A 24,401-nucleotide genomic window follows, 5' to 3' on the forward strand; every position below is an offset into this window, starting at 1 on the left:
TTTCGAAGCCCTGAAGGACAAGCAGCAGGCGGAGGAGGCGGTGATCCGCCTGGACCACGGGCAGCCGATCCGCTTCGGTGCGGACGGTTCTCGGGGGGTGGTCCGGGATGCGGTCACGGGTGACCTGAAGGTGGTCGACGTGACGCCGGACAACGAGTCTCAGATCCTGGTCCACGACGCCCACGCCGCCTCCCCGACAACCGCCTTCGCCCTCTCCCGCCTGGCCGACCCGGACACCCTCCACCACACGCCGATCGGCGTACTGCGGTCCGTGGACCGGCCGGTGTACGACACGCAGATGGCGGACCAGCTGGATGCGGCGATCGAACAGAACGGGAAGGGCGACCTGGCGGCGTTGCTGGCGGGTGGGGATACCTGGACGGTTGTGGGCTGACCGAACCGACCGCCCTCGGACACACGAAGGGCCCGGATGCGTACGGCATCCGGGCCCTTGGCGCGTCAGGGCGTCAGGCGTCGGGGATGTCGCGCTTGGCGCGGAGCAGGGTCTCGCGATCGATGACGACGATGCGCTCGTAGTCGGCGCGGGCGGCGTCCTCCGGCAGCAGCGCGTCCAGCTCTTCGGTCCGGTCGGTGCCGATCACCGCGAAACTACCGTCGCTCAGTTCGAAGAGGTCCGGGCACGTCTCCATCGTTGCGCTGCCTCGCAGCTTGGGTGGATCTCCGAGACGGCGGACGACGCTCAAGGACACCTGTGCTCCCTCTGTGCACCCCCTTCTCGCCCCGGGCCGCCCGGACACGTCGGTGTGGCGGCACACGGGTGTCCGCCGAGCGACCATGCAGGATCAGCACACAGCGGAGAAGGACCACTGGATCTGAAAATGCCGACCGAAGGGTCCGGGAGCCCTCCGCGTCGCGGCAGCGTCCCACCACACTCGGCTGACGACTACAGCCTGCCACATTTCACAGAAATAAGTAACTTGCTGTGACCAAATCGGCAAGTCGACAGTGCGTAATTGACTAAAACGGCCCATTCGGGGCGGGCCCCGAGGCTGTCGTATCCGGGCCAGGCCGGCCCACGATCCACCACTCCTCCGGGTCGTCGGCGAGTTCCTCGATCATCAAGTCGACGATCGAGCCGACCCGCGCCTCCGTCGAGTCCACGGGCAGGGACCTGCGGTGCTCCATCGTTCGGTCCCAGTACTCGGCGAAAAGCTTGTTGCGGCACAGCACGCGGAGATGACCCACGAGCTCGTCCCAGGTGTGCACTCCGACCCGATGCCCCAGGAGAAGGTTTCCGAACTCCCGGTTGGCGAAAATCATCTGACGTCGCTTCGCCTCGGACAGACCTGTGAGCGTGCTCCCCGCATCCGCCAGCGTCGGGTCGTCGATCGCGCGGTCCATCTGGTCCAGGGTGAGGCGGTACTGCTGGATCAGGTTCGCGCGATGGATCTCCTCGGTCATGACCCTGAGCTGACCGAGCAACTCCAGCAGGATGTCCTCCTGGCGCCGCCGACGGGAGCGCCGGGCGAAGAGGGCTCGCATCAGGCCGAGTCCCGCCGTAACAGCAGAACCGATACTCCTACTACGGGCGGCCGGAGTCTGTGTGGCCATGTCAAGGCATCCCCCTGGATCCGGTGACCATGCGCCATGCGGTGGCATCGCGGGGCGACGCACGGTGGGCAAGTGCTCCGCATCCAGCGTGCCCGGTGGCTCAAGTCGGCGCGGGAGGCGGAGAGGGGGCGCATGGATGGACGTTCCGCTCATGTCAACCAACGCCCTGACATATGTGTGCCCCCTGGCGCCGTCCACATTCCTTCAGGCGGACCGGATCCTGCGCGTCATCCCTGCTCAGCCCCCGCTTTCCGCGCGTCGTACCCCTCCCGCGCCTCCTGCACCGCACCCATCCGCTTCTGCGTCCATTCCGCCAGCCCCCGCACCTGTTCCGCCGCCTCGCGGCCCAGGTCGGTGAGGGAGTAGTCCACCCGGGGCGGGATGACCGGCTTCGCGTCGCGGTGGACCAGGCCGTCTCGTTCCAGGGTCTGGAGAGTCTGCGTGAGCATCTTCTCGCTGACCCTGCCGATCGCCCGGCGCAGTTCGCTGAAGCGGTACGGACGGTCCAGGAGTTCGATCAGGACCAGGACGCCCCAGCGGCTGGTGACGTGTTCGAGGACCAGGCGGTACGGGCACATCGCCTCGCCGTCACCCGTGTCGTACTTGCCGACGGCTGCCGGCTCCTCACTTACGGCCATGCCAGTACCTTACTTCAAAGTGGGTACTTTCGCAGAGTTAGCGCATCCCATAGGGTTAGTGGCATCCGCACCCCACAAGGAGATCGCAGATCATGAGCATCGTCGTCACCGGAGCCACCGGCCACCTCGGCCGTCACGTCGTCGAGCAGCTGCTGGAGAAGGTTCCGGCGGAGCAGATAACGGCCGTCGTACGGGACGAGTCGAAGGCCGCCGACTTCGCCGCCCGCGGCGTCAAGCTCGCCGTCGCCGACTACAACGCCCCCGAGACCTTCGACACCCTCTTCTCCGCGGGCGACAAGGTGCTGCTCATCTCGGGCAACGAGTTCGACAAGGGCCGCGTCGGCCAGCACAAGGTCGTCATCGAGGCCGCCAAGGCGGCGGGCGTCGCGCTGCTCGCCTACACCAGCGCCCCCGGCACCCTGACGGCCGCCCTCGTCGACGACCACCGCGGCACGGAGGAGGCCCTCCTCGCCTCCGGCGTGCCCTACACCCTCCTGCGCAACGGCTGGTACCACGAGAACTACACCGAGAACCTGGCCCCCGTCCTGGAGCACGGCGCCGTCGTCCAGGCCGCCGGCGACGGCCGCGTCTCCTCCGCCTCGCGCGCCGACTACGCGGCCGCCGCGGTCGCCGTACTGACCGGCGAGGGACACGAGAACCAGACGTACGAGCTCGGCGGCGACGAGGCGTGGAGCTTCGCCGAGTACGCGGCCGAGCTGAGCAAGCAGACCGGCAGGGAGATCGCCTACAGCCCCGTCTCCGCCGAGGCCTACACCGGCATTCTCACCGGCGCCGGGCTGCCCGCGCCGCTCGCCGCCGTCTTCGCGGGCGTCGACGCCTCCATCGAGAAGGGCGAGCTGGTCGTCTCCAGCGGCGACCTGTCCCGGCTGATCGGCCGGCCGACCACGCCGCTCGCCGACGCGATCACCGCGGCCGTCAAGGCCTGACCAGCGGAAATTCCGGTTGGCCGGCCTTCGGCCCCGGGGGATCGATCCGTCACCCCTGACTGTCATGACCGTATAGCGATACGGGCATGACAGCCAGGGGTGCTCGGCGTTACCTTCGTGCCTGCACGCGTGTGCGATCAGGCGCGAAGAGGCGAGACGGAGGTGCCCGTGACCGGGGAGTCGAAGGGTGAGCGGCGAATAGGTCTGCTGAACGGCTTCGCGGCATACGGCATGTGGGGGCTGGTACCGCTCTTCTGGCCGTTGCTCAAGCCCGCCGGCGCGGTCGAGATCCTCGCCCATCGCATGGTCTGGTCGCTCGCCTTCGTGGGCGTCGCGCTTCTCTTCGTACGGCGCTGGGCCTGGGCCGGCGAGCTGCTGCGGCAACCCCGGCGGCTGGCGCTGGTCGCGGTGGCCGCGGGCGTCATCACCGTCAACTGGGGCGTCTACATCTGGTCCGTGAACCACGGGCACGTGGTGGAGGCCTCGCTCGGGTACTTCATCAACCCGCTGGTCACCATCGCCATGGGCGTGCTCCTGCTGAAGGAACGGCTGCGGCCCGTCCAGTGGGCGGCGGTGGGCATCGGCTTCGCCGCGGTGGTCGTACTGACCGTCGGGTACGGGCAGCCCCCGTGGATCTCCCTCGTGCTCGCCTTCTCCTTCGCCACGTACGGACTGGTGAAGAAGAAGGTCAACCTCGGCGGGATCGAGTCGCTGGCCGCGGAGACCGCGATCCAGTTCCTGCCGGCCCTCGGGTACCTGGTGTGGCTGAACTCGCGCGGCGACCTCACCTTCGCGACCGAGGGGACGGGGCATGCGCTGCTGCTCGCCGCGACCGGGGTGGTGACGGCGCTGCCGCTGGTGTGCTTCGGGGCCGCGGCGATCCGGGTGCCGCTGTCGACGCTCGGGCTGCTGCAGTATCTGGCGCCGATGTTCCAGTTCATGCTCGGGGTGCTGTACTTCCACGAGGCGATGCCGGCCGAGCGGTGGGCCGGGTTCGCCCTGGTGTGGGCCGCGCTGTGCCTGCTGACGGCCGACGCGTGGCGGGCGGCGCGGCAGGTGCGGGCCGAGGTGGGGCTGCCGCGGGTCTCGACCTCGGCCACGGCATCGACATCCGTGGACGTCTGAGCGCGCCGGGAATGTCAGACCCCTGCTGAATAGTGGAGGCATGACCGAGACACCCGCCGCCGCGCCCACACCCCTGCACTGGAAACTCGTCGTCGACTCCGCCGACCCGCACGCCCAGGCCGACTTCTGGGCCGCCGCGCTGCACTACACCGTCGAGGACAACAGCGCACTCGTACGGCGGCTGCTGGAGGCCGGGGTCGTGCCCGCCGAGGGCACCGTCGACTTCCACGGCCGCCCGGCCTTCCGGGACCTCATCGCCGTACGGCATCCGGACGATCCGTACGACGAAGGCAGTGGGACCGGGCTGGGGCGGCGGCTGCTGTTCCAGCGGGTGCCCGAGGCGAAGACCGTCAAGAACCGGCTGCATCTGGATCTGCATCCCGGCGCCGAGCGGCGGGACGAGGAGGTCGAGCGGTTGGAGGGGCTCGGAGCGGGTGTGCTGCGGCGGGTGCGGGAGCAGGGCGGGGAGTGGGTGGTCATGGCCGATCCGGAGGGGAACGAGTTCTGCGTGCAGTAGGCCGCGGCTACAAGGGACTGCTGACTGCTACTGGGCCGACTTGCGGGCGCGTTCCGTGAGTCGGTCCATGCGGGTCCGGGCCGAGTCCAGGCGTTCGATGTCCTCGGCGGCCGGGCCGTCCTCGGTGGTGAGTTCGGTCCACAGGGCGATCAGGTCGCGGCCCAGGTCCAGGCCCTGGCGGGGGTCCCGCACGGCGCGCCAGGCGGAGGCCGCGCTCTGGACGTTGCCGTACGCCGCCTCCGCGTCGCCGGTGCGGCGGTGGATCCGGGCGAGGTCGAGCGAGAGCCGGAAGGCGCGGACGGGCTCCCCGGCCAAGTAGGCGATGTACGCGCTGAGTTCACGCAGCCGCAGCACCTCGGCGTGCTCGGTCCCGAGGACGGCCATGGCCTCCCCGACGGTACGTTCGGCCACTCCGGCCGCCTCGTCTATCCGGCCCGCCTTCACGGCCTCGTTGATCCGCCCCATGGGCTCCGCGAGAAACCCGGGGCCGGTCGGCGGCTCGTCCCCGAGCACGGCCTCGGCGACGGCGTCGAACCCGCGGGCGGGAGTGTGCTTCGGGTCGGGTTCGGGCTCGGTGGGGAAGGCGAGGGGGGCCGGAGGGGCGGAGGAGGTGGAGGCGGAGGACGTGGGGCGGCTGGTGGTGGTCTGAGGGCGGAGGGTGGATTCGGGGGTGGGGGCGGCGGCCGGTTCGGGTGTGGCGGCCGGTTCGGGTGCGGCCGTGCGGTCGGGACCGGGTGGGAGCGTGGGCCCGGCCTCCAGTGCCGGTCGCGGCGGTACGGCGTCCATCACCGGCGGTGGTCCGAACTCACCCTGGGGCGGCGCGACGGTGCCGGGAGCGCGGTCCTGGGGCGGTGCCGGCAGCGCCCGGAACCGGAACGTCGGCACGTTCTCCCCGAGCGGCTGCGGCTCGGACACCGCCCGCAACGGGAAGGTGGGCGCGCTGTCCCGCACCGGCTCCGCGACCGACCGCATGACCTGCGTGGGCTTGTCGAACCGCGGCGCGTCCTCGGGCACGGCGGCCGGCACCGGCGCCTCGCCGGGCTCGCCGGGGCCGGTCTCGCCCCCGGTCGCGCCCGTCGGCCCCGCGGGCAGCCCCGGCGCGCTCTCCGGCTCCACCGGCGGAGGAGGCATCCTCACGGGCTCCCCCGCGAACGAGCTCCCGCCGTCCGCGCCCACCTCCAGTGGTACGACGTAACCGATCCGTTCGTCGTGGATCATCGCCCGGACCGGGTGGCCCGTCGCCAGGGCGATGCGGTGGAGGTGGTTCAGGACCGTCTGCTGGATCTCCTCGCCGGGGACCGCCGGGACCGGTACGCCGCCCACCGTCGCGTCGCCCGCGCGCGGCCCGTCGGCGAGGACGCGGACGTCGATCGGCGCGGCCACGAGCGCCGCCGGCTGTGCGGCGGGCTTCTCTTCCCGCTTCTTCTCGCGGCTGAGTCGAGACATCGCTTCCCTCACTCGGATGCGTCGGCAGTGCGGCGGACGGCGCCTTCGGGTTCCATGGTGCTCCCTCCCGCCGCCGGGTTTCCGCTCCCCCGACATCAAGATCCGGTCGTACACGTACTGTTGAGTCTCTCCGGTCGCTCCCGGTTCTCACGTCACCGTGGCGTCACAGACTCGTCCCAGGAGCGGATGCCGCACCGGGTTCGGCGGGCGTGACGAGGGAGGAGAGCGGGCATGCGCAGGGACGTGCAGCAGGGACCGGAGATCTGGCTCCGTGGTCCGGTCGCCGCGCCGGGACCCGGGCCGCGCGAGCCCGCGCACCCGGCGACCGCGGCCGCCGCCCGGCGCTACTCCTGGGTCGGCACCCACGGCGGCGCCGGCGTCTCCACCCTCGCCGCGGTGTACGGCGGCCACGACAGCGGCCGCGACTGGCCCGGCCCCGACGCCCCGCGCTCGGTTCTGCTCGTCGCCCGCACGCACGCCTCCGGTCTGACCGCCGCCGCTCGCGCCCTCGAAGCGTTCCGGCTCGGGGAGGCCCCGGCCGGGCTCGACCTCGACGCCCTGGTGCTGGTCGCGGACGCGCCGGGCCGGCTGCCGAAGCCGCTCGACCGTCACGTACGGCAGCTCGCGTCGGTCATCGACGTGTACCGCGTGCCCTGGGTACCCGACTGGCGCCTCGGCGACCTCGGCGGGCGTCTGCCCCGGGGGACAGAGCCGCTGGCCCGCCTCACGGGGGCCGGCGAGCGGCACGGCTGAGCAGCGCCGACGCACTGGAGCGCCCTCACGTTGCCCCCTTTCCCTCCCTTCCCTGTGCACCCCTGGACTATTAGATGCGTACGCATATAATGCAGATGCGAGTAATCGTCGCGCGCTTAACATCCCGTGCCCAACATCCTGGGGAGATGTCATGACCCGCCGCTTCCTGTTCGTCCTCGGCAGCAGCCGCGCCGAGGGCAACACCGAACTGCTGGCCCGCCGGGCCGCCGAGCAGTTGCCCGCGGACGTCGAGCAGCAGTGGCTCAGCCTGGCCGAGCACCCACTGCCGGACTTCGTGGACCTGCGGCGCGACAGCGACCATGTGCAGCCGCCGACCGGGAGCACCCCGGCGCTGTTCCTCGACGCCACCCTCGCGGCCACCGACATCGTGATCGCCTCCCCCGTGTACTGGTACTCCGTCTCCGGCCTCACCAAGCGCTACCTCGACTACTGGTCGGGCTGGCTGCGCACCCCCGGCATCGACTTCAAGGCGACCCTCGCAGGCCGCACCCTGTGGGGCGTCGCCGCCCTCGCCGACGCGGAGCCGAGCGTCGCCGACCCGCTGGTCGGCACCCTCAACAACTCGGCCGCCTATATGGGGATGCGGTTCGGCGGGGTGCTGCTCGGCAACGGCAGCCGGCGTGGGGACGTGCTCGACGACACCGAGGCGTTGGCCCGCGCCAAGACCTTCTTCGCCCAGGACGCGCCGCTCGCCCGGTTCCCGCACCAGGCCGGCTGAGTACTACGCCGTGATGTCCTTCGCCGTGAACCGTGCCCAGGCCGCCGAGCCGAACACCGCGGCGTACAGCGCCTGTAGGCCGAGGTTCTTGGTGAGGTCGTCCCAGTAGACCGGGTCGCGCATCAGGTCGGCGAAGGACAGCCAGTAGTGGGAGAAGAAGTACGGCTGTATCGCGTGCAGTTGGGGTATCTGGTCGAGGATCTGGACGGTGATCAGCAGGCCGACGGTCGTCGCCATCGCCGCGATACCGCTGTTGGTGAGCGTCGAGACGAACAGGCCGAGAGCCGCTGTGCCGGTCAGCGACGCGGCGACCACCAGGGCGATGAGGAACGCTCGGCCCAGGCCGTCGGTGAAGCTGATCTGTGTGCCGGAGATCGTCGTCAGGTCGCCGAGTGGGAAGAGGATCGCTCCCACTGTCAGGGCCGAGATCGCCACGACGAGGGTTGCCACCAGGCAGAACGTCAGCACCGTCGCGTACTTGGTGAGCAGGAGGCGGGTGCGGCCTGCGGGGGCGACCAGGAGGTAGCGGAGGGTGCCGGCGTTTGCCTCGCCGGCTATCGCGTCTCCCGCGATGACGCCGATCGCCATCGGGAGGAAGAAGGGGAGGGTGGCGGCGAGGGCGGTGAAGACCAGGAACAGGCCGTTGTTGGTGATCTGGGAGATGAAGGCCGGGCCACCGTCGCCGCCGCCGGGGCCTGCCTGTGAGCCGTCGCTGGTTTCGATCTTCACCGCGATGCCGACCAGGATGGGGACCGCTGCGAGTACGGCCAGCAGGGCCAAGGTGCGCCAGCGGCGGAACGTTGTGAGTAGTTCGTTGCCGAAGAGGGTGCCGCGGAGGGTTGTTCGGCGGGTGACGGGTAGTGGGGGTTGAGCGCGCAGTTCCCCGCGCCCCTTAATAGCCTTCAGCTCAACCGGCGACATCGAAGCCCTCCCCCGTCAGCGCCACGAACGCGTCTTCCAGTGAGGCTCGTTGCAGACCGAAGCCTCGGACCCGGACACCCGCCGACACCAACGCGGCGTTGACGTCCGCCAGGTCGCGGTCCGGGGGCTCGGCCGTCACCTTGTCGTCCTCGGTCACCACATCGCTCGCGCCCTGTTCCTTCAGGACCCGGGCCGCCTCTCCCGGGTCCGGCGTCGTGACGATCAGGCGGCCCCGGGTGCCTGCCGCCAGGTCGCTCACCGGGCCCTGGGTGATCAGGCGGCCCTGGGCCATCACCGCTGCGTGGGTGCAGACCTGTTCGATCTCGTCCAAGAGGTGGGAGGAGAGGAAGACCGTCGTGCCGTCGGAGGCCAACTCGCGGACCAGGGAGCGGATTTCGCGCATGCCCTGGGGGTCCAGGCCGTTGGTCGGCTCGTCCAGGACCAGGAGTCTGCGGGGCTGCAGGAGGGCGGCGGCCAGGCCCAGGCGTTGTTTCATGCCCAGGGAGTAGGCCTTGGCCTTCTTGGTGGCCGCCGCCGTCAGGCCCACCCGGTCCAGTGCCGCGGCGACGCGGGCACGCCGGGTGCGGGGGTCGGAGGTCGGGTCCGCGGCGTCGTAACGCAGGAGGTTGTCGCGGCCGGAGAGGAAGCCGTACAGGGCGGGGCCCTCGATCAGGGCGCCCACGTGCGGGAGGACCGCGCGGGCGGCGCGGGGCATGGGGCGGCCGAGTACGCGTGCCGTACCGGACGTGGGCTCGATCAGGCCCATCAGCATGCGGATGGTGGTGGTCTTGCCCGAGCCGTTCGGGCCGAGGAAGCCGAAGACGCTGCCCGCCGGGACGGTCAGGTCGAGGCCGTCGACGGCGAGCTGTCCGCCGCGGTAGCGCTTGGTGAGGGCGCGGGTGGCGATCACGCTCTCCCCCGCGTCCTCCCGCTCCCGGTCCGGCTCCGTGGCGGACGGCTCGTCCATCGGCACCCTCGATTCGTGCTCGTACACCCTCACATGACGACTACTCACAGTGACTACGAATGGCCGTCCCGCAAGGTTCCCGGCCGGGTCGGGTCCGGCGGATCACGCCGGCCCCGTCTCAGCCCGCGTTCGCCGCCTTCACCAGTGCGGCCTTGTCCACCGCGCCGACGTAGACCTTGCCGTCGTCGGTGATCAGGGCGTTGATCAGGCGGGTCTTGAAGATCGTGCCCGAGCCGAACTTGCCCGAGACCTTGTCGCCCAGCGAGTCCAGGAAGCCGCCGAAGGCGCCGCCGCCGGCCTCGGAGCCGGACGGGACGCCCTGGCCGCCGGTGTCGAAGGTGGCGATGGAGTCCCAGCCCTCGCCGATGACGTTCAGGCCGTCGAGGCCCTTGCCGAGGTCCTCGTCGGACTTGGCGCCCTTGTCGGCGCCCTTGAGACTGCCGTCGGCGTGGTCGCTCCGGTCGTCCTCGGTGACCTTCGCGCCCTTGGGCGTCTTGAAGTCGAAGGTCGACGCGGACGGCTTCGAGAAGCTGATCTGGGTGAAGCCCGCGTCGATCACGGCCGCGCCGCCGCTCGCCGGGGTCAGCGTGAACTTCAGCGGCAGACCGGTCCTGGAGTCGACCGCGACGGTGATCTGACCGACCGTCGAGCCGCTGTCCTTCGGCTTGATGACCAGCCGGTACGCGTCCCGGCCCGCGACCTGGGCGGTGCCCTGGACGGTGACCGAGGTGGTGTCGTCGACCGCCTTCAGGGCGTCCTTGGCGAGCTGGTCCGGCGTGGCCGGGGTCTCGTCCTGCTTCTGCTTGGCGTCGGCGCTGTCGGCGACCGTCGAGTGGTAGACCTCGTTCGACTGGCTGTCGTAGCCCCAGACGTCCTTGCCGTTGTGGATGAGGCTGTACTCCGCCGCGTTCTCCAGCAGGGACAGCTTCTGCTTGTCCGGGCCGTCGGCGGCGACGCGCAGGGTGTGCGTGCCGGTGGCCAGTTCGGTGAGCTTGGTGGAGGGGTCGGCGGAGGATCCGTCCCCGGAGCCGCGGGCGGCCCCGGACGTCAGGCTGCTCTCCAGGCCGCCGAGGTCGGGCAGGCCCAGGTCCGTGGTTACCTTCACCGTGCCGGACATCTGCTGCACGTCCGACTTGGCGATCTTCTCGATGAGTTGCTGCGCGCTGATCTTCGGCAGGTCCGGGTCGCCGGAGTCGGCGAGTGCCGGGACGAGCCCGATGGTCGCAGCCGCCACCCCCACCACCGCGACCGGGACGACGTACCGCGCGGCCTTGCGTCGACCGGGGTGCAGGTCGTCGGCCTCCCCGGCGCTCGTGCTGTCGTCGGATTCGTACGGTGCCATGTGTGCGCTACCTCCGTCGTCGGCGGCGGCTTCCAACTTCGTCTGCCTGCACTCGTCTTCCACCCCAGCCGCCATTCTCACCCGAATCGGTGAGGAGTGGTGTTTTCCGTGGTTTCCAGTTGACCAAATCGGCCAGGAGGAAGCGTCAGACCGCGGAGGCAACTCGGTGTACTCCTGGGGTATGACGTGAGAGGGCGGCGCCTCCCCCGACCCGTAGGGGTCGTGTGCGGGAAGGCGCCGCCCGGTGGAGCCTGTGTCAACTCCTGTCTCAGCCCTGCACGAACACGTAGTCCGCCCGGTAGGGCACGCCGACGACGGTGCCCGGCGAGCAGGTGCCCGAAGGCGCGACTCCGCCGACGGTGTTCAGGCGCAGGATCTCCGCGGTGCCCGCGAGAAGGCCGTGGTGCTTGCCGGGCTGCGTGGCCTTCAGGTCGAGCTCCGGGATGTTGCCGTCCCCGTTCGGGGTCTTGGACAGGAGGGCGCCGGTGACGGCGCTGCCGTCGGGCGCGACCCACTGCGGCGTACCGGAGTTGGGCTTGACGAACGAGTGCTGGATGCCGCCGCCGAGCAGGGCGCTGACGTCCCGCTGGGCGAAGGCGTAACCGCCGCCGTCGGCCGGCTTGCACTCGTAGATCTGCTTGCCCTTGACCACGGACGCCTGGAAGTTGTCGAAGGCGTCGCGGAAGTCGAAGGCGGCGACGGTGACCTTGTGGAGCTGGCCGCGGACGGCGCCGCCCGGGAACTCGGCCGTGTGCAGGTTGGCGTAGAAGGATCCGGGGTCGGACTTCAACGCGTCGAGCAGCGCCTGGTCCTTCACCTGGACCGTGCCGGTGACGCTGTGCCGCCGGCTCTTCTCCAGCAGCTTGCTGAAGTCGACCTTGACGCCGCCGTTGGTGCCCTTGGCGCCCTGGTGGATGTGGAGCATGGTCGGCTTGCCGGTGCCGCGCCAGGTCACGGCGACGGAGACCTTGTCGCCCTTGACCTTGATGAACTCCAGCGCGGCGCCGTCCTTGTCGCCCACGGCCGGACCGCCCGCCACCGGAACCTCGTTGGCGCCACGCAGGCTGGTCGCGAGCAGGGTTCCCCCGGTGCCGCCGGAGACGGTCCCGCTCTGGCTGACGATGGTCCGGTCACTCGTGCCGGCGTGCCCCGCGTGGTCGGCGCGGGTGCCGGAGGCCGCGAAGGCGGGTACCACCGCGGCGGCGATGCCTCCGGCGGCGGCCACCGCGACAGCGGTGACGATCAGGCTCTTACGGCGCTTCGAGAACGTCGCGTTCATGCCCATGATTCTTTTGTCTCCCCGTAGCTCGGCCGGCACCCCCTGCGCCGGCCTTCCGAGTACGAGTACGGAATCAATCTTGGATTGGACTCAGTCCAGGGTGGTGACGTGCGTCACATGCCCCAGAAGGTGGTACGAGGCTCAGCCGGCCCGGTGCACCACCGCGTCGCACATCTCCATCAGCGAGAGCTTGGCGTCGCACTCGGGCAGCGGGGCCAGCGCGGACCGCGCGTCCTCGGCGTACCGGACGGTGTCCCGGCGCGCCTGCTCCAGCGCGGGGTGCGCCCGCAGCCCGGCCAGCGCCTCGGCGTGCCGCGCGTCGTCGGTGAGGTCGGAGTCCAGCAGCTCGCACAGCGCGAGGTCCTCGGCCAGCCCCAGCCGCGCCGCCCGCTCGCGCAGCCGCAGCACCGGCAGCGTCGGGATGCCCTCGCGCAGGTCCGTGCCCGGCGTCTTGCCGGACTCGTGCGAGTCGGAGGCGATGTCCAGGACGTCGTCGGCGAGCTGGAAGGCGACCCCGAGCCGCTCGCCGTACTGGGTGAGCACGTCCACGACCGTCTCGTCGGCGCCCGACATCATCGCGCCGAACCGGCACGACACGGCCACCAGTGAGCCCGTCTTGCCGCCGAGCACGTCCAGGTAGTGGTCGACCGGGTCGCGGCCGTCCTGCGGGCCCGCCGTCTCCAGGATCTGGCCGGTGACCAGCCGTTCGAACGCCTCGGCCTGCACCCGTACCGCCTCCGGACCGAGGTCGGCCAGGATGTGCGAGGCGCGCGCGAAGAGGAAGTCGCCGGTGAGGACCGCGACCGAGTTGCCCCAGCGGGTGTTGGCGCTGTCGACCCCGCGGCGCACGGCGGCCTCGTCCATGACGTCGTCGTGGTACAGCGTCGCGAGGTGGGTCAGCTCCACGACCACGGCCGAGGGCACCACTCCGGGGGCATACGGGTCCCCGAACTGGGCGGCGAGCATCACGAGGAGCGGACGGAACCGCTTTCCACCCGCCCGTACCAAGTGCTGCGCGGCCTCCGTGATGAAGGGGACCTCGCTCTTGGTGGCTTCGAGCAGTCCCTCCTCGACGGCCGCCAATCCGGCCTGGACATCGGCTTCCAGAGCCTGGTCCCGCACGCTCAGCCCGAACGGCCCGACGACGGTCACGAGGGGTCTCCTGTCTGCTGGTGTCTACTGGCGGTTACGCGGTTTGTCGATAGGTCGCTGCCATCACTCAAGTCAGCGTATCCGGTCACCTTTCGATCACCGATGCCGCCCGCCCGTCCAGCAGGGGCGGTATCGGATCACGCCCGGTATGTTTCTGATCACCTGATAACAACGGATATTTATCGACTTGATCTGTCCACTTGTTCCACCTGGAGGGAAGCCGTCGCCTGTGTCCCGAACCGAAGTCGACGTCGAGCCCGGAAGCCAGCCGCCCCCCGAGGACGATCACGCCTTCTTCGGCCAGCCCAAGGGTCTGCTCACCCTCTCCGGCCTGGAGGTCTGGGAACGCTTCTCGTTCCTCGGCATGCAGGCCATCCTGGTGCTGTACTTCGCCGACACCGTCGCCCACGGCGGCATGGGCATGGCGGCCGGCACCGCCGCCTCCGTCTCCGCGGCCTACGGCACCCTCGTCTACCTGGTCTCCGTCGCCGGCGGCTGGCTCGCCGACCGCATCCTCGGCTCGTACCGCGCGGTCCTGTGGGGCGGCATCCTGATCGCCTGCGGCCACTACGCGATGGCGCTGCCGACCCAGGCGATGACCTGGGTGGGCCTCGGTCTCATCAGCGCGGGCACGGGGCTGCTCAAGCCCAACGTCGCCACCATGGTCGGCAAGCTGTACCGGACCGACGACGAGCGCCGGGACGCGGGCTTCGCGCTCTACTACATGGCGATCAACATCGGCGCCTTCGCGGGCCCGCTGATCACCGGCTGGCTCGGCGACCACAAGGGCTGGCACTGGGGTTTCTCGGCGGCCGCGATCGGCATGACGTTCGGGCTGGTCCAGTACGTCGCCGGTCGCCGTCACCTGGCCGGGCGCAAGCACACCGCGGAGTTCGCGCTCGCCCCGGCCGCCATGCGCCGGGCGGTCCGCCTGATCGTGGCCGGTACGGCCGCCGTGGCCGTGATCGCCGCCCTGCTGGCAGCAGCAGGCTGGCTGACCATGGGCCGCTTCGTCGACCTGCTCACGCTGATCTCCGTGATCGCCCCGGTGGTCTACTTCGCGGTGATGTTCGCCAGCCCCCGCGTGACCCCCGAAGAACGCGGCCGGCTGCGGCCGTACATCGTGCTCTTCCTCGCCTCCACGGTCTTCAACTTCATCCTCTTCCAGGCCTACTCGACGATGATGCTGCTGGCCGCCTCGAACGCCGAGACGACCATCCTCGGCTTCGACTTCCCCGCCAGCTGGTACGCCTCCGCGCTGGGCGCCTTCGAGGTCGGCCTCGCGCCCGTCGTCGCCGCTCTGTGGGTGCGCATGGGCCGCCGCCAGCCGCACGCCTCCAACAAGATCGCGATCGGCGTCGTACTCGGCGGGCTGTCCTTCCTGCTGATGGTCCTGCCGACCTCCGGGCACGCGAACGACGACTACCTGATGTCGGCCTGGTGGATCGTGGGCTCGTACTTCCTGCTCGGCCTCGGCGACATCCTGCTGGAGACCTCCGGCATGTCGGCCACCACCAAACTCGCCCCGGCCGCCTTCTCCAGCCAGACCATGTCCCTCTGGTTCCTGTCCCTGGCCCTCGCCAACGGCATCCAGGCCCAGACGGTGAAGCTCTACGACGACGTCTCCAAGCCCGCCTACTTCGGCGTCAACGGCGCGATCGCGGTGGCCGCGGGCCTCGCGGTGACGGCCGCGGCGCCCTGGCTGCGCCGCACGATGCACCCGGTCCGCTGAAGCCAACGGGGTCCCGCCCATGCACATCCGTACCTCCCTCCCCTACGACACGACCCACGAGGACCTCTGGATCCCCCTGCCGGACCAGACCCTGCTGTACGCGCGCGTGTGGCGCCCGCTGACCGACGAGCCCGTACCGGCGCTCCTGGAGTACCTCCCGTACCGCCTGAGCGACTGGACCGCCCCCCGCGACCACCAGCGCCACCCCTGGTACGCCGGCCACGGCTACGCCTCCGTGCGCGTCGACATCCGCGGGCACGGCAACAGCGAGGGCATGCCCGGCGACGAGTACTCGGCGACCGAGCTCGCCGACGGGGTCGCCGTGGTCAACTGGCTCGCGGAGCAGCCCTGGTGCAACGGCAGGGTGGGCATGTTCGGCATCTCCTGGGGCGGCTTCAACTCCCTCCAGATCGCGGCCCTCGCGCCCGAGCCGCTCAAGGCGATCGTCACGGTCTGCTCCACGGACGACCGCTATGACAACGACGTGCACTACATGGGAGGTTCCGTCCTCGCCGTCGACATGCACGCGTGGGCGGCGACCATGCTCGCCTTCGTCTGCCGCCCGCCGGATCCGCTGTACGTCGGCCCGGTCTGGCGGGACATGTGGCTCAAGCGCCTGGAGACCGTCGACCCGTTCGTCCACACCTGGCTGGAGCACCAGACCCGGGACGAGTACTGGCGGCACGGCAGCGTCTGCGAGGATTACGACGCCGTCCAGGCGGCCGTCCTCGCGGTGGGCGGCTGGCACGACCCGTACCGCGACACGGTGCTGCGGCTGGTGGAACACCTTCCGGCCGACCGGGTACGGGGCCTGATCGGCCCCTGGTCGCACCAGTACCCGGACCGGGGGCTGCCGCCGGGGCCGGCGATCGGGTTCCTGCAGGAGACGCTGCGGTGGTGGGACCACTGGCTGAAGGGAGTCGATTCGGGGGCGATGCGGGAGCCGCTGCTACGGGCCTACGTCAGCGACTCGCATGCGCCGGCGACGGTGTACGGGGAGTTGCCGGGGAGGTGGGTGGGGGAGCTTCGGTGGCCGTCGCCGCAGGTCACGGGCGTTTCATTGGAATTCCGGGACAGTGCTATGTCACATACCACTGGCAGTACTATGTCACATAGCACTGAGCCCGTCGCCGTCCGCTCCCCCCAGCACACCGGCCTCGACGCCGGCCGCTTCTTCCCCTTCGGCAACGACGCCGACCTCCCGCCCGACCAGCGCGACGAGGACGCCCGCTCGGCCTGCTTCGACTTCGAGGTCGCCGAGGAGACCTGGGTGCTGGGACGGCCCAGGGTCCGGCTGCGGCTGACCTCCCGGGCGCCACGCGGACAAGTCGTCGCCCGTCTGTGCGACGTCGCGCCGGACGGCTCGTCGACCCTCGTCACGCGCGGCGCGCTGAACCTCTCCGCACGGCACGGGCGGGACAGGGCCGTCCCCTGGACGCCCGGCGACACCGAGGACGTCGAGTTCGAACTGAACGGCATCGGGCACGCCTTCCCGGCCGGGCACCGGCTCCGTGTCGCCGTCTCCTCCGCGTACTGGCCGTGGATCTGGCCGCAGCCGGAGTCGGCGGCCGGGTTCACGCTGGACCCGGCGGGCAGTTCGCTGGAACTGCCCGTACGCGCGCGTGCGTCGGAGGAACCGGCGATCACCTTCGAGGAGCCGGAGCAGTACGAGCCGCTCGGCGTCAACTACCCCGTCACGCTGGACGAACCGCGGCCCGAGCGGCTGGTGGTGCGGGACGTCGCCAAGGGCGAGTGGCGGCTGGAGGTCGATCCGCGGTACGGCGCCACGCGCGTGTACCCCGACGGTCTGGAGTTCACCGAGGACGCGCTGGAGACGTACACGGTCCAGGAGGGCGATCCGCTGTCGGCCCGCACCCGTTCCGACTGGTCGATCCGGTTGCACCGGCCGGATCTGCCCTGGGAGACGACGATCCGCACGCGCTCCGAGATCACCTGCGACGCGGAGTCCTTTTTGACCTCAAATGAGGTTGTTTGCTCGGAGGGTGGCGAGGTCGTCTTCCATCGGACCTGGGAGAAGCGGATTCCACGGACGGCCGGTTGACGGCGAGTTGAGGGCATTGCCCGATTTGCCACTCTTGTGGACGCCAGTGAGTTGGCTCACGCCGGACCATGATCCGCATTCCGCCGCATTTCACCTGATCCGCCTTTTCCGGTACGCCAGTTGAGGCTTGGCGACAGCAAAGGATCAAGTGCCCCATACGGCTCAGAGCAAGGTCAATAGGGGTGTTCTGTGAATCCGGCACTTGTTCCGGACATGTGCTCTCGCATACGTTCCCGGCCTGTCGGGCGGACGCCGAATCCTGCCACCGCCCGAGCCATCCACCGAGAACGTACGGGCAGGAGCGGGGGACCCAGGTAAGTCGCCGGGTCGGGGCGTCTTCGGACATTCCGGACCGGCTTGGGGTGAAGTCGTGTCGCCTCGCGGCGGCGCGGCCGGGCATCTCCCGCCCGAACCCGACAGCTCACCTCGCAGGCGACGGAGAGGAACCCCGTCATGTCCGCTGCCGCTCAGCACCGCCGCCCGCGCCGCTCCCGCATCGCCCGCAAGCTCGCCGTCGTGAGCCTCGGCGCCACCGTCCTCGCCCTCCCGGTCATCGGCGCGACCAGCGCCTCCGCGGCCACCACGACGACCGTGACCGCCACCTCGCTGGGCTACTCGAACACCCTCGACGGCTGGATCCGCGCCTCCCTCCAGGTCATGGCGCAGCACGGCATCCCCGGCTCGTACGACGGCATCTACCGCAACGTGATCCGCGAGTCCTCGGGCAACCCGTACGCCATCAACAACTGGGACTCCAACGCGCTCGCGGGCACCCCGTCGAAGGGCCTGCTGCAGGTCATCGACCCGACCTTCGCCGCGTACCACGTCTCCGGCACCTCGTACGACCCGTACGACCCGGTCGCCAACATCACCGCCGCCTGCAACTACGCGGCCCAGCGGTACGGCTCGATCGACAACGTCTGGGGCGCCTACTAGGCCGCCGGCGGGCCTGTCGCTACCGGGCCTGCGGGAAGAGTGCTTCGAGGACGACGGCGATGCCGTCGTCCTCGTTCGACAGGGTGATCTCGTCGGCCACCGACTTGAGTTCGGGATGGGCGTTGGCCATGGCGACGCCGTGCGCGGCCCAGTCGAACATCGGGATGTCGTTGGGCATGTCCCCGAAGGCGATCGTCTCGTGCGGGCCCAGGCCCAGGTGTTCGGCGGCGAGCGCGAGGCCGGTCGCCTTGGTGATGCCGCATGGCTGGAGTTCGACGGTCCCGGGGCCCGACATGGTGACGGTGGCGAGGGAACCGACCACCGCGCGCGCCGTCGCCGCCAACTCGTCGTCGGACAGGTCGGGATGGCGCAGCAGCACCTTGCTGATGGGCTCGCACCACAGGTCGTCGCGGCGGCTGACGCGGACCGCGGGCAGGGTCGGGTGCGGCATCAGGTAGCCGGGTTCGATGAGCGTGAGCCCGTCGACGCCGTCCTGGTCGACGGCCGCGTACACCTGGCCCACCTCGGCCTCGATCTTGCCGAGCGCGGTCTCGGCCAGCTCCCGGTCCAGGGTGACCGACCACAGCAGACGGTCCGCGCCGGCGTCGTACACCTGCGCGCCCTGCCCGCACACCGCGAGCCCCCTGCTGCCGAGGTCGTCCAGGAGCGGCCGCACTCTGGGGGCCGGCCGGCCCGTCACGACCAGGTGCCGGGCACCCGCCTCCGCGACGCGCGCGAGGGCGGCGAGGGACCGGTCGGAGAGCGTGTCGTCGCCTCTGAGCAGCGTGCCGTCCAGGTCTGTGGCGACGAGTGCATATGCGGTGGGTGCGGCCATGATCAGAGAATACGGACAGGACGCCCCACCGACTCATCGCGAACCGGCCGACCGCCTTGTTCACCTGCGTATCTCAGTCAACTCCCGTATCCGCGTCTGCTCTTCGGGGCGGTGGGCGGCCGGTGGGCCACCCGCCGCTCGTCGTCAGGCGTGGGCCGCCGCCAGGTGCTTGGCCAGCCGCGGTGAGGCGAACTCCGTGCCGCACACGAACCGCATCACCGGCCCGTACGAGGACGCGGACGGCAGGCCGGTGAAGTACAGGCCCGGGACCGAGGAGACGTAACCGGCGCCGAGCTTGGGCGTGCCGCGGCTCACGGCGAGGCGGGTGCGCAGTTCGTGGCCGAGGAAGTCCATCGCGGCTATGTCGACGCGGTAGCCGGTGGCGGCGATGACGTGGTCCGCGGAGAGGTTCTCCGTGCGGCCGGCGTGGGTGCGGACCGTGAGCGTCGGGCTGCCGCCGTCCGCGTCCGTGCGGACGATCCGCTCGACCTCGCTGACCTGCACCTTGCCCTCGAAGCGGTCGCGCAGCCACCAGGCGCCGAGCGGGCCGAGGACGCGGCGGACGAGGTAGTGGCGGGCCTCGGCGGGCAGACGGCGGTACTGGTGCGGGTAGTAGCTCAGCGCCCACAGGGACCAGGCGCGGCCGAAGGGCGACTCGGGGCGCAGCCTCGGCTGCTTCCAGGGCGGTGCGCCGAAGGCGACCCTGCCTCGGCCGCGGGAGACCACTCGCACCTGGGCGCCCGCCTCCGCCGCCAGCACGGCCGTCTCCAGCGCGGACTGGCCGGCGCCGACCACGATCAGGTCCTTGCCGGAGTAGCGCGTGAGGTCGTGGTGCTGGGAGCTGTGGGAGACCGGGCCCGTGGGGGTGGGTCCGTCCGCCGCGGCCGTGGCGAGTTCGGCGGGCAGGTGGGCCAGGCCGGACAGGCCGGTGGCGACGACGACCGCGCGGGCGGTGAACAACTCCCCCGAGTCCAGCTTCAGTTCGAAGCCGCCCGCCTTGTTCCGGTCGACCGACACGACCCGCACCCGCTCCAGTTCGGGCACCAGCTTCTGCTGGAACCACTCGCCGTAGGCGATGAAGGTCTCGATCGGGATGATGTCCTCGTCGGTCACCAGCCGCTTGATGCCGGCGGCGTCGCAGTAGTCGACGAGGTTGTGGCCCTGCTGCGGCGCGTCCAGGTTGGAGGCGACCGGGGTCGACTTCAGGAGCATGCCGGCGGGCATGTGGTCGCGCCAGCTGACCATGGGCTCGCCGAAGACGCGGACGGGTATGCCGCGGGCTCGGAGATGCGCGGCGGTCGACAGGCCGAAGGGCCCGGCGCCGATGACTGCAACCGGTTGGATCACGAAGTCCCTCCCCAGGACGTCACTTCGTCACTTCGTGTCCGGTGCGCGAGGCTGTACTTGCTGGCTCAGCCCCCCGAACCGGTGGTGCTGCCGCGGCGGTTGGTGCGCCACAGCTGATACAGGTGCTTCGCGCCCGGCCGCACGAAGCGCGCGAGCATCGTGAGGAACGGCAGCGGGTCGTCACCCGCGAGCCAGGCCAGCTCCGTCCCGCTCGCGCGCGCCGGTGCGTGCGGCGTCGTATAGCCGCTGCGGCGGTAGGCGAGCAGGGCGGGCAGGTCGATGTTCTCCACGATGTACCGGTGGCCGGCCCGCTGTTCCCCCTCCGGGACGGAGCGACCGGTCAGGTCCAGATGCATCGCGCGTACGACGTCCACCGCCGACTCGTTCTCGAAGAGGCGGAACTGGGCGCCCATGCGCGGGTTGAAGTCGAGGAGCTTGTACTGTCCGTCGCGCCGGTCGAAGCGCAGGTCGAGGTCGATGATTCCGGTGAAGCCGATCTGCTTGATGAAACGCGCGGCGAGGTCGGCGAGTTCCGGATTGTCGACGACGTACGCGTTCGCGGTCATTCCGGCGTGCGGCGGCCAGGAGCGCACCTTCACGCCGGTGAACATCGCGAGCGGGGTCGAGTCCTGGTCGAAGTAGGCGTGCACGATCCAGTCCTCGGCGTCCTCCCTCGGCAGGTACTCCTGGAGGATCACGCCGGGGTGCTCGCCCCAGTCGCGGGCCAGGTCGAGCAGGCCCTCACGGGTGGCGATCCTGGTCGTGCCGTTCACCGCGGGCTGTTTGCGGCGCAGGAACGCCTCGCGGTTCTTCGCGACGACCGGGAAGCGGGCCTTCTCGGCGAAGACCGCGATGTCGTCGTACGACTGCGGGAAGGCGGCCGTCGGGCTCGGGATGCCGTGTTCCACGCACAGTTCGTGCAGGCCCTGCTTGCTGGCCAGGCGGCGGGGCAGGGCGGGGTCGACGCGCGGGAACAGGAAGCGGCCGGCGAGCACGTCCTGGTGCTCGGCGATCAGGACGGCGGCCTCCTCGTCGGTGGGGACGAGGACGGCGGGGCGGCCGATGCGGCGCCCGACGCGCAGCAGGCCCTCCACCAGGTGGTCGGGGTCCTCCGTGCCGGTGGTCGGCCAGACGAAGGCCTTCTTCAGATAGCGGGAGGAGGCGGCCGGTGTGTAGGGGTCCTCGGTTATCGCGTACATGGGCACGCCGAGACGGCCCAGGCTGCGTATCGCCCCGACCCCTCCGTGGTGCAGCGGGTAGTCGCCGAACTTGACGATCAGGCCGGGCACCTCACGGTCGGCCCGGAAAGGCACACTGCTGCTCCTGGCCACGGGTCCCCCCACGCGTCCCCCCTACGGACCGGACCCACCCCGTCCGTGTCCCCCAAAGGACGCTAAGCCGGAATTGCCCAGTCCGACAAGCCCAATTCGGACATTGCAAACTCTTTAGACACTGCCCAGGACCGCCGACTCGGCCGTAACGTGTGGCACGACCAGCAGGAACACACGAGAGTGAGGCAGCACCCCATGCCCCCCTTCGACGTTTCCGAGGGCGATCCCTTCGGTCCGCACAACCTTCCCTACGGCGTGTTCTCGCGCGTGGGTTCGGCGGAGCGGACGGTCGGCGTCCGGCTCGGCGACCACGTCCTCGACGCGGGCGCGGCGGCCCTGGCGCTCGACTCGCCGTACGCCTCCCTGCTCGCGCGGCCTTCGCTGAACCCGCTGCTCGCGGCGGGCCGCACCGCCTGGTCGGACGTGCGGCGCGCGCTGACGGCGTGGATGACGGTACGTCAGGAGGAGATCGCCGGGTTCTTCCATCCCCTGTCCGCCGTGACCCTGCACCTCCCCTTCGAGGTCGCCGACTACGTCGACTTCTACGCCTCCGAGAACCACGCCAGGAACGTCGGCCAGATCTTCCGGCCCGACGCCGCGGACTCGCTGACGCCCAACTGGAAGCATCTGCCGATCGGTTACCACGGCCGGTCGGGGACGGTCGTGGTGTCGGGGACCGATGTCGTACGTCCGTCCGGGCAGCGCAAGGCCCCGACCGACCCGGCGCCGGTCTTCGGGCCCTCGGTCCGCCTGGACATCGAGGCCGAGGTCGGCTTCGTGGTGGGTGTGCCGTCCGCAATGGGAACGCCCGTGGGGCTCGGGGAGTTCCGCGAGCACGTCTTCGGGCTGTGCCTCCTCAACGACTGGTCCGCGCGCGACGTACAGGCCTGGGAGTACGTCCCCCTCGGGCCGTTCCTCGGGAAGTCCTTCGCCACGTCGGTGTCGGCGTGGATCACGCCGCTGGACGCGCTGGAGCACGCGCGCGTGGCGCCGCCGCGGCGCACGCACGCGTTGCTGCCGTATCTGGACGACGCCGGCCCCGACGCCGAGCCGGGCGGCTACGACCTGCGCATCTCGGTCGCGATCAACGGTCACGTCGTCTCCGAGCCGCCGTTCTCCACCATGTACTGGACGGCCGCCCAGCAGTTGGCCCACATGACGGTGAACGGGGCCTCCCTGCGGACCGGCGACCTGTACGGCTCGGGCACGGTGAGCGGGCCCGAGGCGGGGCAGCGCGGGTCGCTGCTGGAGCTGACCTGGAACGGGCGCGATCCGCTGGAACTTCCGGACGGCAAGCGGACGTTCTTGGAGGACGGGGACGTGGTGACGCTGTCGGCGTGGGCGCCCGGGCCGGGTGGGGTCCGGGTCGGGCTGGGGGAGGTGGTGGGGCGGATCGTGGCCGGGTGAGGCCCTGATTCCGTGCGGGATGTCGCGGGTGTGACGGTCGCTGTACGGGACGTAGTGGGGCCGCTTCGGTTCCTGACTCCTGACCGCTTCGCCGTCATACTGGCGGCGGGCGACTCGTGCGCCGGGGCTGATCCGCCGGACGGGCCCCGGGGCGGCCGCCCCGCCCTCGCCCTCTCCTCCGATCAGGATCCGGAGCCCGTGGCATGACCGTCTGTCTGCTCCTGCTGAGCGTCGTCGCGCTGACGGCCGCAGTGCCGGTTCCGCGTGCCCTGGTGCGGGCGGCCTGGCCCGAGCGGGAGCCGGTGGTGGCGCTGTGGGTGTGGCAGTGCCTGGTCGCCACCGTGCTGATGTGCTGTCTGACGGCGCTCGTGCTGGGCGCGACCGCCGTCTTCCACACCGTCCGCGACCATGTGTTCGCGCCGGCGCCCCCGGCCGTCGCCGCCGCGTACGACCTGTCCGTCGCGCCGGTCTGGGCGGCCGCCCTCACCCTGCTGCTGGCGGCCGGTGCCGCCTGGACGACGGCGATGCTGGCCCGTGAGCTGGTCGAGGCGCGGCGGCGGCGCGGGGTGGCCCGGGCGCATCTGCGCGAGCGCGCTCCGGAGCTGCCCGGGGGTCTCGAAGAGGCGGCGCGCGGGCCGCTGCTGGTGCTGGAGGACGAGTATCCGGACGCCTGGTGGATGCCGGGGCACCCGCCGCAGCTGGTCGTCACGACCGGGGCGCTGCACCGGCTGACCGACCACCAGCTGGACGCCGTACTCACCCATGAGCGGGACCACGCGCGGGCGCACCACGACTGGCTGCTGCATCTGTCGAGCGCGCTGGCCACGGGCTTTCCCCGGGTGCCGTTGTTCGCGCACTTCCGCGACCAGACGCACCGTCTGGTGGAGCTGGCGGCGGACGACACGGCGTCGCGGCGGTGCGGGCATCTGACCACCGCGCTGGCGCTGATCGAGCTGAACCAGCACCGCGGGGTGCTGTCCTGCTCCTCCAGCCACCGGCTGCTCGGCGAGCGCGTCGACCGGCTGCTGCAGCCGCAGCCGCGGCTCGGGCGGCGGCGCCGGGCGCTGACGACGACGGTGGCGGCGCTGGTGCCGCTGCTACCGCTGCTGATCACGTTCGCGCCGGGGCTGACGGCACTGTCGTAGCGACTCGGCGCGGGGGGCGGTCGACGCGGTGTGCGTCCGCGCGGAGCGCGGTCGACGCGGAGTGCGGTCGGCGCTGGGTGCGGTCGACGCGGAGTGCGGTCGGCGCTGGGCGCGGTCGACGCGGAGTGCGGTCGGCGCTGGGCGCGGTCGACGCGGAGTGCGGTCGGCGCTGGGCGCGATCGGCGCTGGGCGCGATCGGCGCTGGGCG

The 24,401-nt window shown here is 70.9% G+C and carries 22 protein-coding genes, 1 pseudogene and 1 riboswitch; of the genes and pseudogenes, 11 read left to right on the forward strand and 12 right to left on the reverse strand.

Annotation, left to right across the window (positions count from 1 at the left end; genetic code table 11):
* A pseudogene (locus MQP27_RS49935) lies at positions 1–394 on the forward strand (2-oxoacid:ferredoxin oxidoreductase subunit beta); the annotation flags it as partial.
* Positions 395–467: 73 nt separating this feature from the next.
* On the opposite strand, the gene MQP27_RS49940 reads toward MQP27_RS49935, so the two are convergent.
* The 3 genes from MQP27_RS49940 to MQP27_RS49950 all read right to left on the reverse strand — a co-directional run bounded on the left by MQP27_RS49940 (position 468) and on the right by MQP27_RS49950 (position 2,210).
* The gene (locus MQP27_RS49940; RefSeq protein WP_242779212.1) at positions 468–704 is read right to left on the reverse strand and encodes a hypothetical protein; all 237 of its coding nucleotides are present in this window, start codon (positions 702–704) and stop codon (positions 468–470) included.
* A 274-nt stretch (positions 705–978) separates the two neighbouring features.
* Positions 979–1,620, reverse strand: a complete 642-nt coding sequence (locus MQP27_RS49945; protein ID WP_308290101.1) for a DUF6082 family protein — start codon at positions 1,618–1,620, stop codon at positions 979–981.
* Positions 1,621–1,799: 179 nt separating this feature from the next.
* The gene (locus MQP27_RS49950) at positions 1,800–2,210 is read right to left on the reverse strand and encodes a winged helix-turn-helix transcriptional regulator (RefSeq protein ID WP_242779047.1); all 411 of its coding nucleotides are present in this window, start codon (positions 2,208–2,210) and stop codon (positions 1,800–1,802) included.
* Positions 2,211–2,302: 92 nt separating this feature from the next.
* Here MQP27_RS49950 and MQP27_RS49955 point away from each other — a divergent pair, with 92 nt between their 5' ends.
* From MQP27_RS49955 to MQP27_RS49965, 3 genes are all read left to right on the forward strand, one after another.
* Entirely contained in the window at positions 2,303–3,157 is an 855-nt protein-coding gene (locus MQP27_RS49955; protein WP_242779050.1) for an SDR family oxidoreductase, read from the forward strand.
* 231 nt (positions 3,158–3,388) lie between these two features.
* Positions 3,389–4,282, forward strand: a complete 894-nt coding sequence (gene rarD, locus MQP27_RS49960) for an EamA family transporter RarD (RefSeq protein ID WP_278197462.1) — start codon at positions 3,389–3,391, stop codon at positions 4,280–4,282.
* Between the two features lie 40 nt (positions 4,283–4,322).
* Complete coding sequence (locus tag MQP27_RS49965) at positions 4,323–4,799, forward strand: VOC family protein (protein WP_242779056.1); 477 nt, start codon at positions 4,323–4,325, stop codon at positions 4,797–4,799.
* Between the two features lie 27 nt (positions 4,800–4,826).
* Here MQP27_RS49965 and MQP27_RS49970 read toward each other — a convergent pair whose 3' ends face one another.
* On the reverse strand, positions 4,827–6,245 hold the full coding sequence (locus MQP27_RS49970) for a tetratricopeptide repeat protein (protein WP_242779059.1): 1,419 nt from the start codon (positions 6,243–6,245) through the stop codon (positions 4,827–4,829).
* A 231-nt stretch (positions 6,246–6,476) separates the two neighbouring features.
* Here MQP27_RS49970 and MQP27_RS49975 point away from each other — a divergent pair, with 231 nt between their 5' ends.
* Positions 6,477–6,998, forward strand: a complete 522-nt coding sequence (locus MQP27_RS49975) for a DUF6668 family protein (RefSeq protein ID WP_242779062.1) — start codon at positions 6,477–6,479, stop codon at positions 6,996–6,998.
* A 151-nt stretch (positions 6,999–7,149) separates the two neighbouring features.
* The gene (locus MQP27_RS49980) at positions 7,150–7,737 is read left to right on the forward strand and encodes a flavodoxin family protein (RefSeq protein ID WP_242779065.1); all 588 of its coding nucleotides are present in this window, start codon (positions 7,150–7,152) and stop codon (positions 7,735–7,737) included.
* 3 nt (positions 7,738–7,740) lie between these two features.
* Here MQP27_RS49980 and MQP27_RS49985 read toward each other — a convergent pair whose 3' ends face one another.
* The 5 genes from MQP27_RS49985 to MQP27_RS50005 all read right to left on the reverse strand — a co-directional run bounded on the left by MQP27_RS49985 (position 7,741) and on the right by MQP27_RS50005 (position 13,398).
* Positions 7,741–8,658 carry an ABC transporter permease gene (locus tag MQP27_RS49985; protein ID WP_242779067.1) on the reverse strand — a complete coding sequence of 306 codons (918 nt, stop codon included), beginning with the start codon at positions 8,656–8,658 and terminating at the stop codon, positions 7,741–7,743.
* A complete protein-coding gene (locus MQP27_RS49990) occupies positions 8,645–9,625 on the reverse strand; it encodes an ABC transporter ATP-binding protein (RefSeq protein ID WP_242779070.1) in 981 nt (326 codons plus the stop codon). The genes MQP27_RS49985 and MQP27_RS49990 overlap by 14 nt, the downstream gene beginning before the upstream one ends.
* Positions 9,626–9,743: 118 nt before the next feature.
* Positions 9,744–10,967: a LolA family protein gene (locus MQP27_RS49995; RefSeq protein WP_242779072.1), complete on the reverse strand. Its 1,224-nt coding sequence runs from the start codon at positions 10,965–10,967 to the stop codon at positions 9,744–9,746.
* Positions 10,968–11,235: 268 nt separating this feature from the next.
* Entirely contained in the window at positions 11,236–12,246 is a 1,011-nt protein-coding gene (locus tag MQP27_RS50000; protein ID WP_242779088.1) for a CHRD domain-containing protein, read from the reverse strand.
* Between the two features lie 141 nt (positions 12,247–12,387).
* Positions 12,388–13,398 carry a polyprenyl synthetase family protein gene (locus MQP27_RS50005; RefSeq protein WP_242779090.1) on the reverse strand — a complete coding sequence of 337 codons (1,011 nt, stop codon included), beginning with the start codon at positions 13,396–13,398 and terminating at the stop codon, positions 12,388–12,390.
* A gap of 229 nt (positions 13,399–13,627) precedes the next feature.
* Between MQP27_RS50005 and MQP27_RS50010 the strand changes: the two genes are divergently transcribed.
* From MQP27_RS50010 to MQP27_RS50020, 3 genes are all read left to right on the forward strand, one after another.
* Complete coding sequence (locus tag MQP27_RS50010; RefSeq protein WP_242779092.1) at positions 13,628–15,130, forward strand: peptide MFS transporter; 1,503 nt, start codon at positions 13,628–13,630, stop codon at positions 15,128–15,130.
* A 19-nt stretch (positions 15,131–15,149) separates the two neighbouring features.
* Entirely contained in the window at positions 15,150–17,192 is a 2,043-nt protein-coding gene (locus tag MQP27_RS50015; RefSeq protein ID WP_242779094.1) for a CocE/NonD family hydrolase, read from the forward strand.
* A 256-nt stretch (positions 17,193–17,448) separates the two neighbouring features.
* Positions 17,449–17,640, forward strand: a riboswitch (cyclic di-AMP (ydaO/yuaA leader).
* Between the two features lie 5 nt (positions 17,641–17,645).
* Complete coding sequence (locus tag MQP27_RS50020; RefSeq protein WP_242779096.1) at positions 17,646–18,128, forward strand: transglycosylase SLT domain-containing protein; 483 nt, start codon at positions 17,646–17,648, stop codon at positions 18,126–18,128.
* A 19-nt stretch (positions 18,129–18,147) separates the two neighbouring features.
* Here the strand turns inward: MQP27_RS50020 and MQP27_RS50025 are convergent, their stop codons facing one another.
* The 3 genes from MQP27_RS50025 to MQP27_RS50035 all read right to left on the reverse strand — a co-directional run bounded on the left by MQP27_RS50025 (position 18,148) and on the right by MQP27_RS50035 (position 21,623).
* Positions 18,148–18,963, reverse strand: a complete 816-nt coding sequence (locus MQP27_RS50025; protein ID WP_242779098.1) for an HAD family hydrolase — start codon at positions 18,961–18,963, stop codon at positions 18,148–18,150.
* 144 nt (positions 18,964–19,107) lie between these two features.
* Entirely contained in the window at positions 19,108–20,310 is a 1,203-nt protein-coding gene (locus tag MQP27_RS50030) for an FAD-dependent oxidoreductase (RefSeq protein WP_242779100.1), read from the reverse strand.
* Between the two features lie 65 nt (positions 20,311–20,375).
* Positions 20,376–21,623 (reverse strand): carboxylate--amine ligase, encoded by a 1,248-nt coding sequence (locus MQP27_RS50035; RefSeq protein WP_242779102.1) that lies wholly within the window; start codon positions 21,621–21,623, stop codon positions 20,376–20,378.
* A gap of 213 nt (positions 21,624–21,836) precedes the next feature.
* On the opposite strand from MQP27_RS50035, the gene fahA reads away from it, so the two are divergent.
* Entirely contained in the window at positions 21,837–23,048 is a 1,212-nt protein-coding gene (gene fahA, locus MQP27_RS50040; protein ID WP_242779104.1) for a fumarylacetoacetase, read from the forward strand.
* Positions 23,049–23,251: 203 nt separating this feature from the next.
* The gene (locus tag MQP27_RS50045; RefSeq protein WP_242779106.1) at positions 23,252–24,193 is read left to right on the forward strand and encodes a M56 family metallopeptidase; all 942 of its coding nucleotides are present in this window, start codon (positions 23,252–23,254) and stop codon (positions 24,191–24,193) included.
* Positions 24,194–24,401 lie beyond the last annotated feature (208 nt).

This window comes from Streptomyces cylindrosporus (assembly GCF_022698165.1).
In the GTDB taxonomy this organism is placed as follows: domain Bacteria; phylum Actinomycetota; class Actinomycetes; order Streptomycetales; family Streptomycetaceae; genus Streptomyces; species Streptomyces cylindrosporus.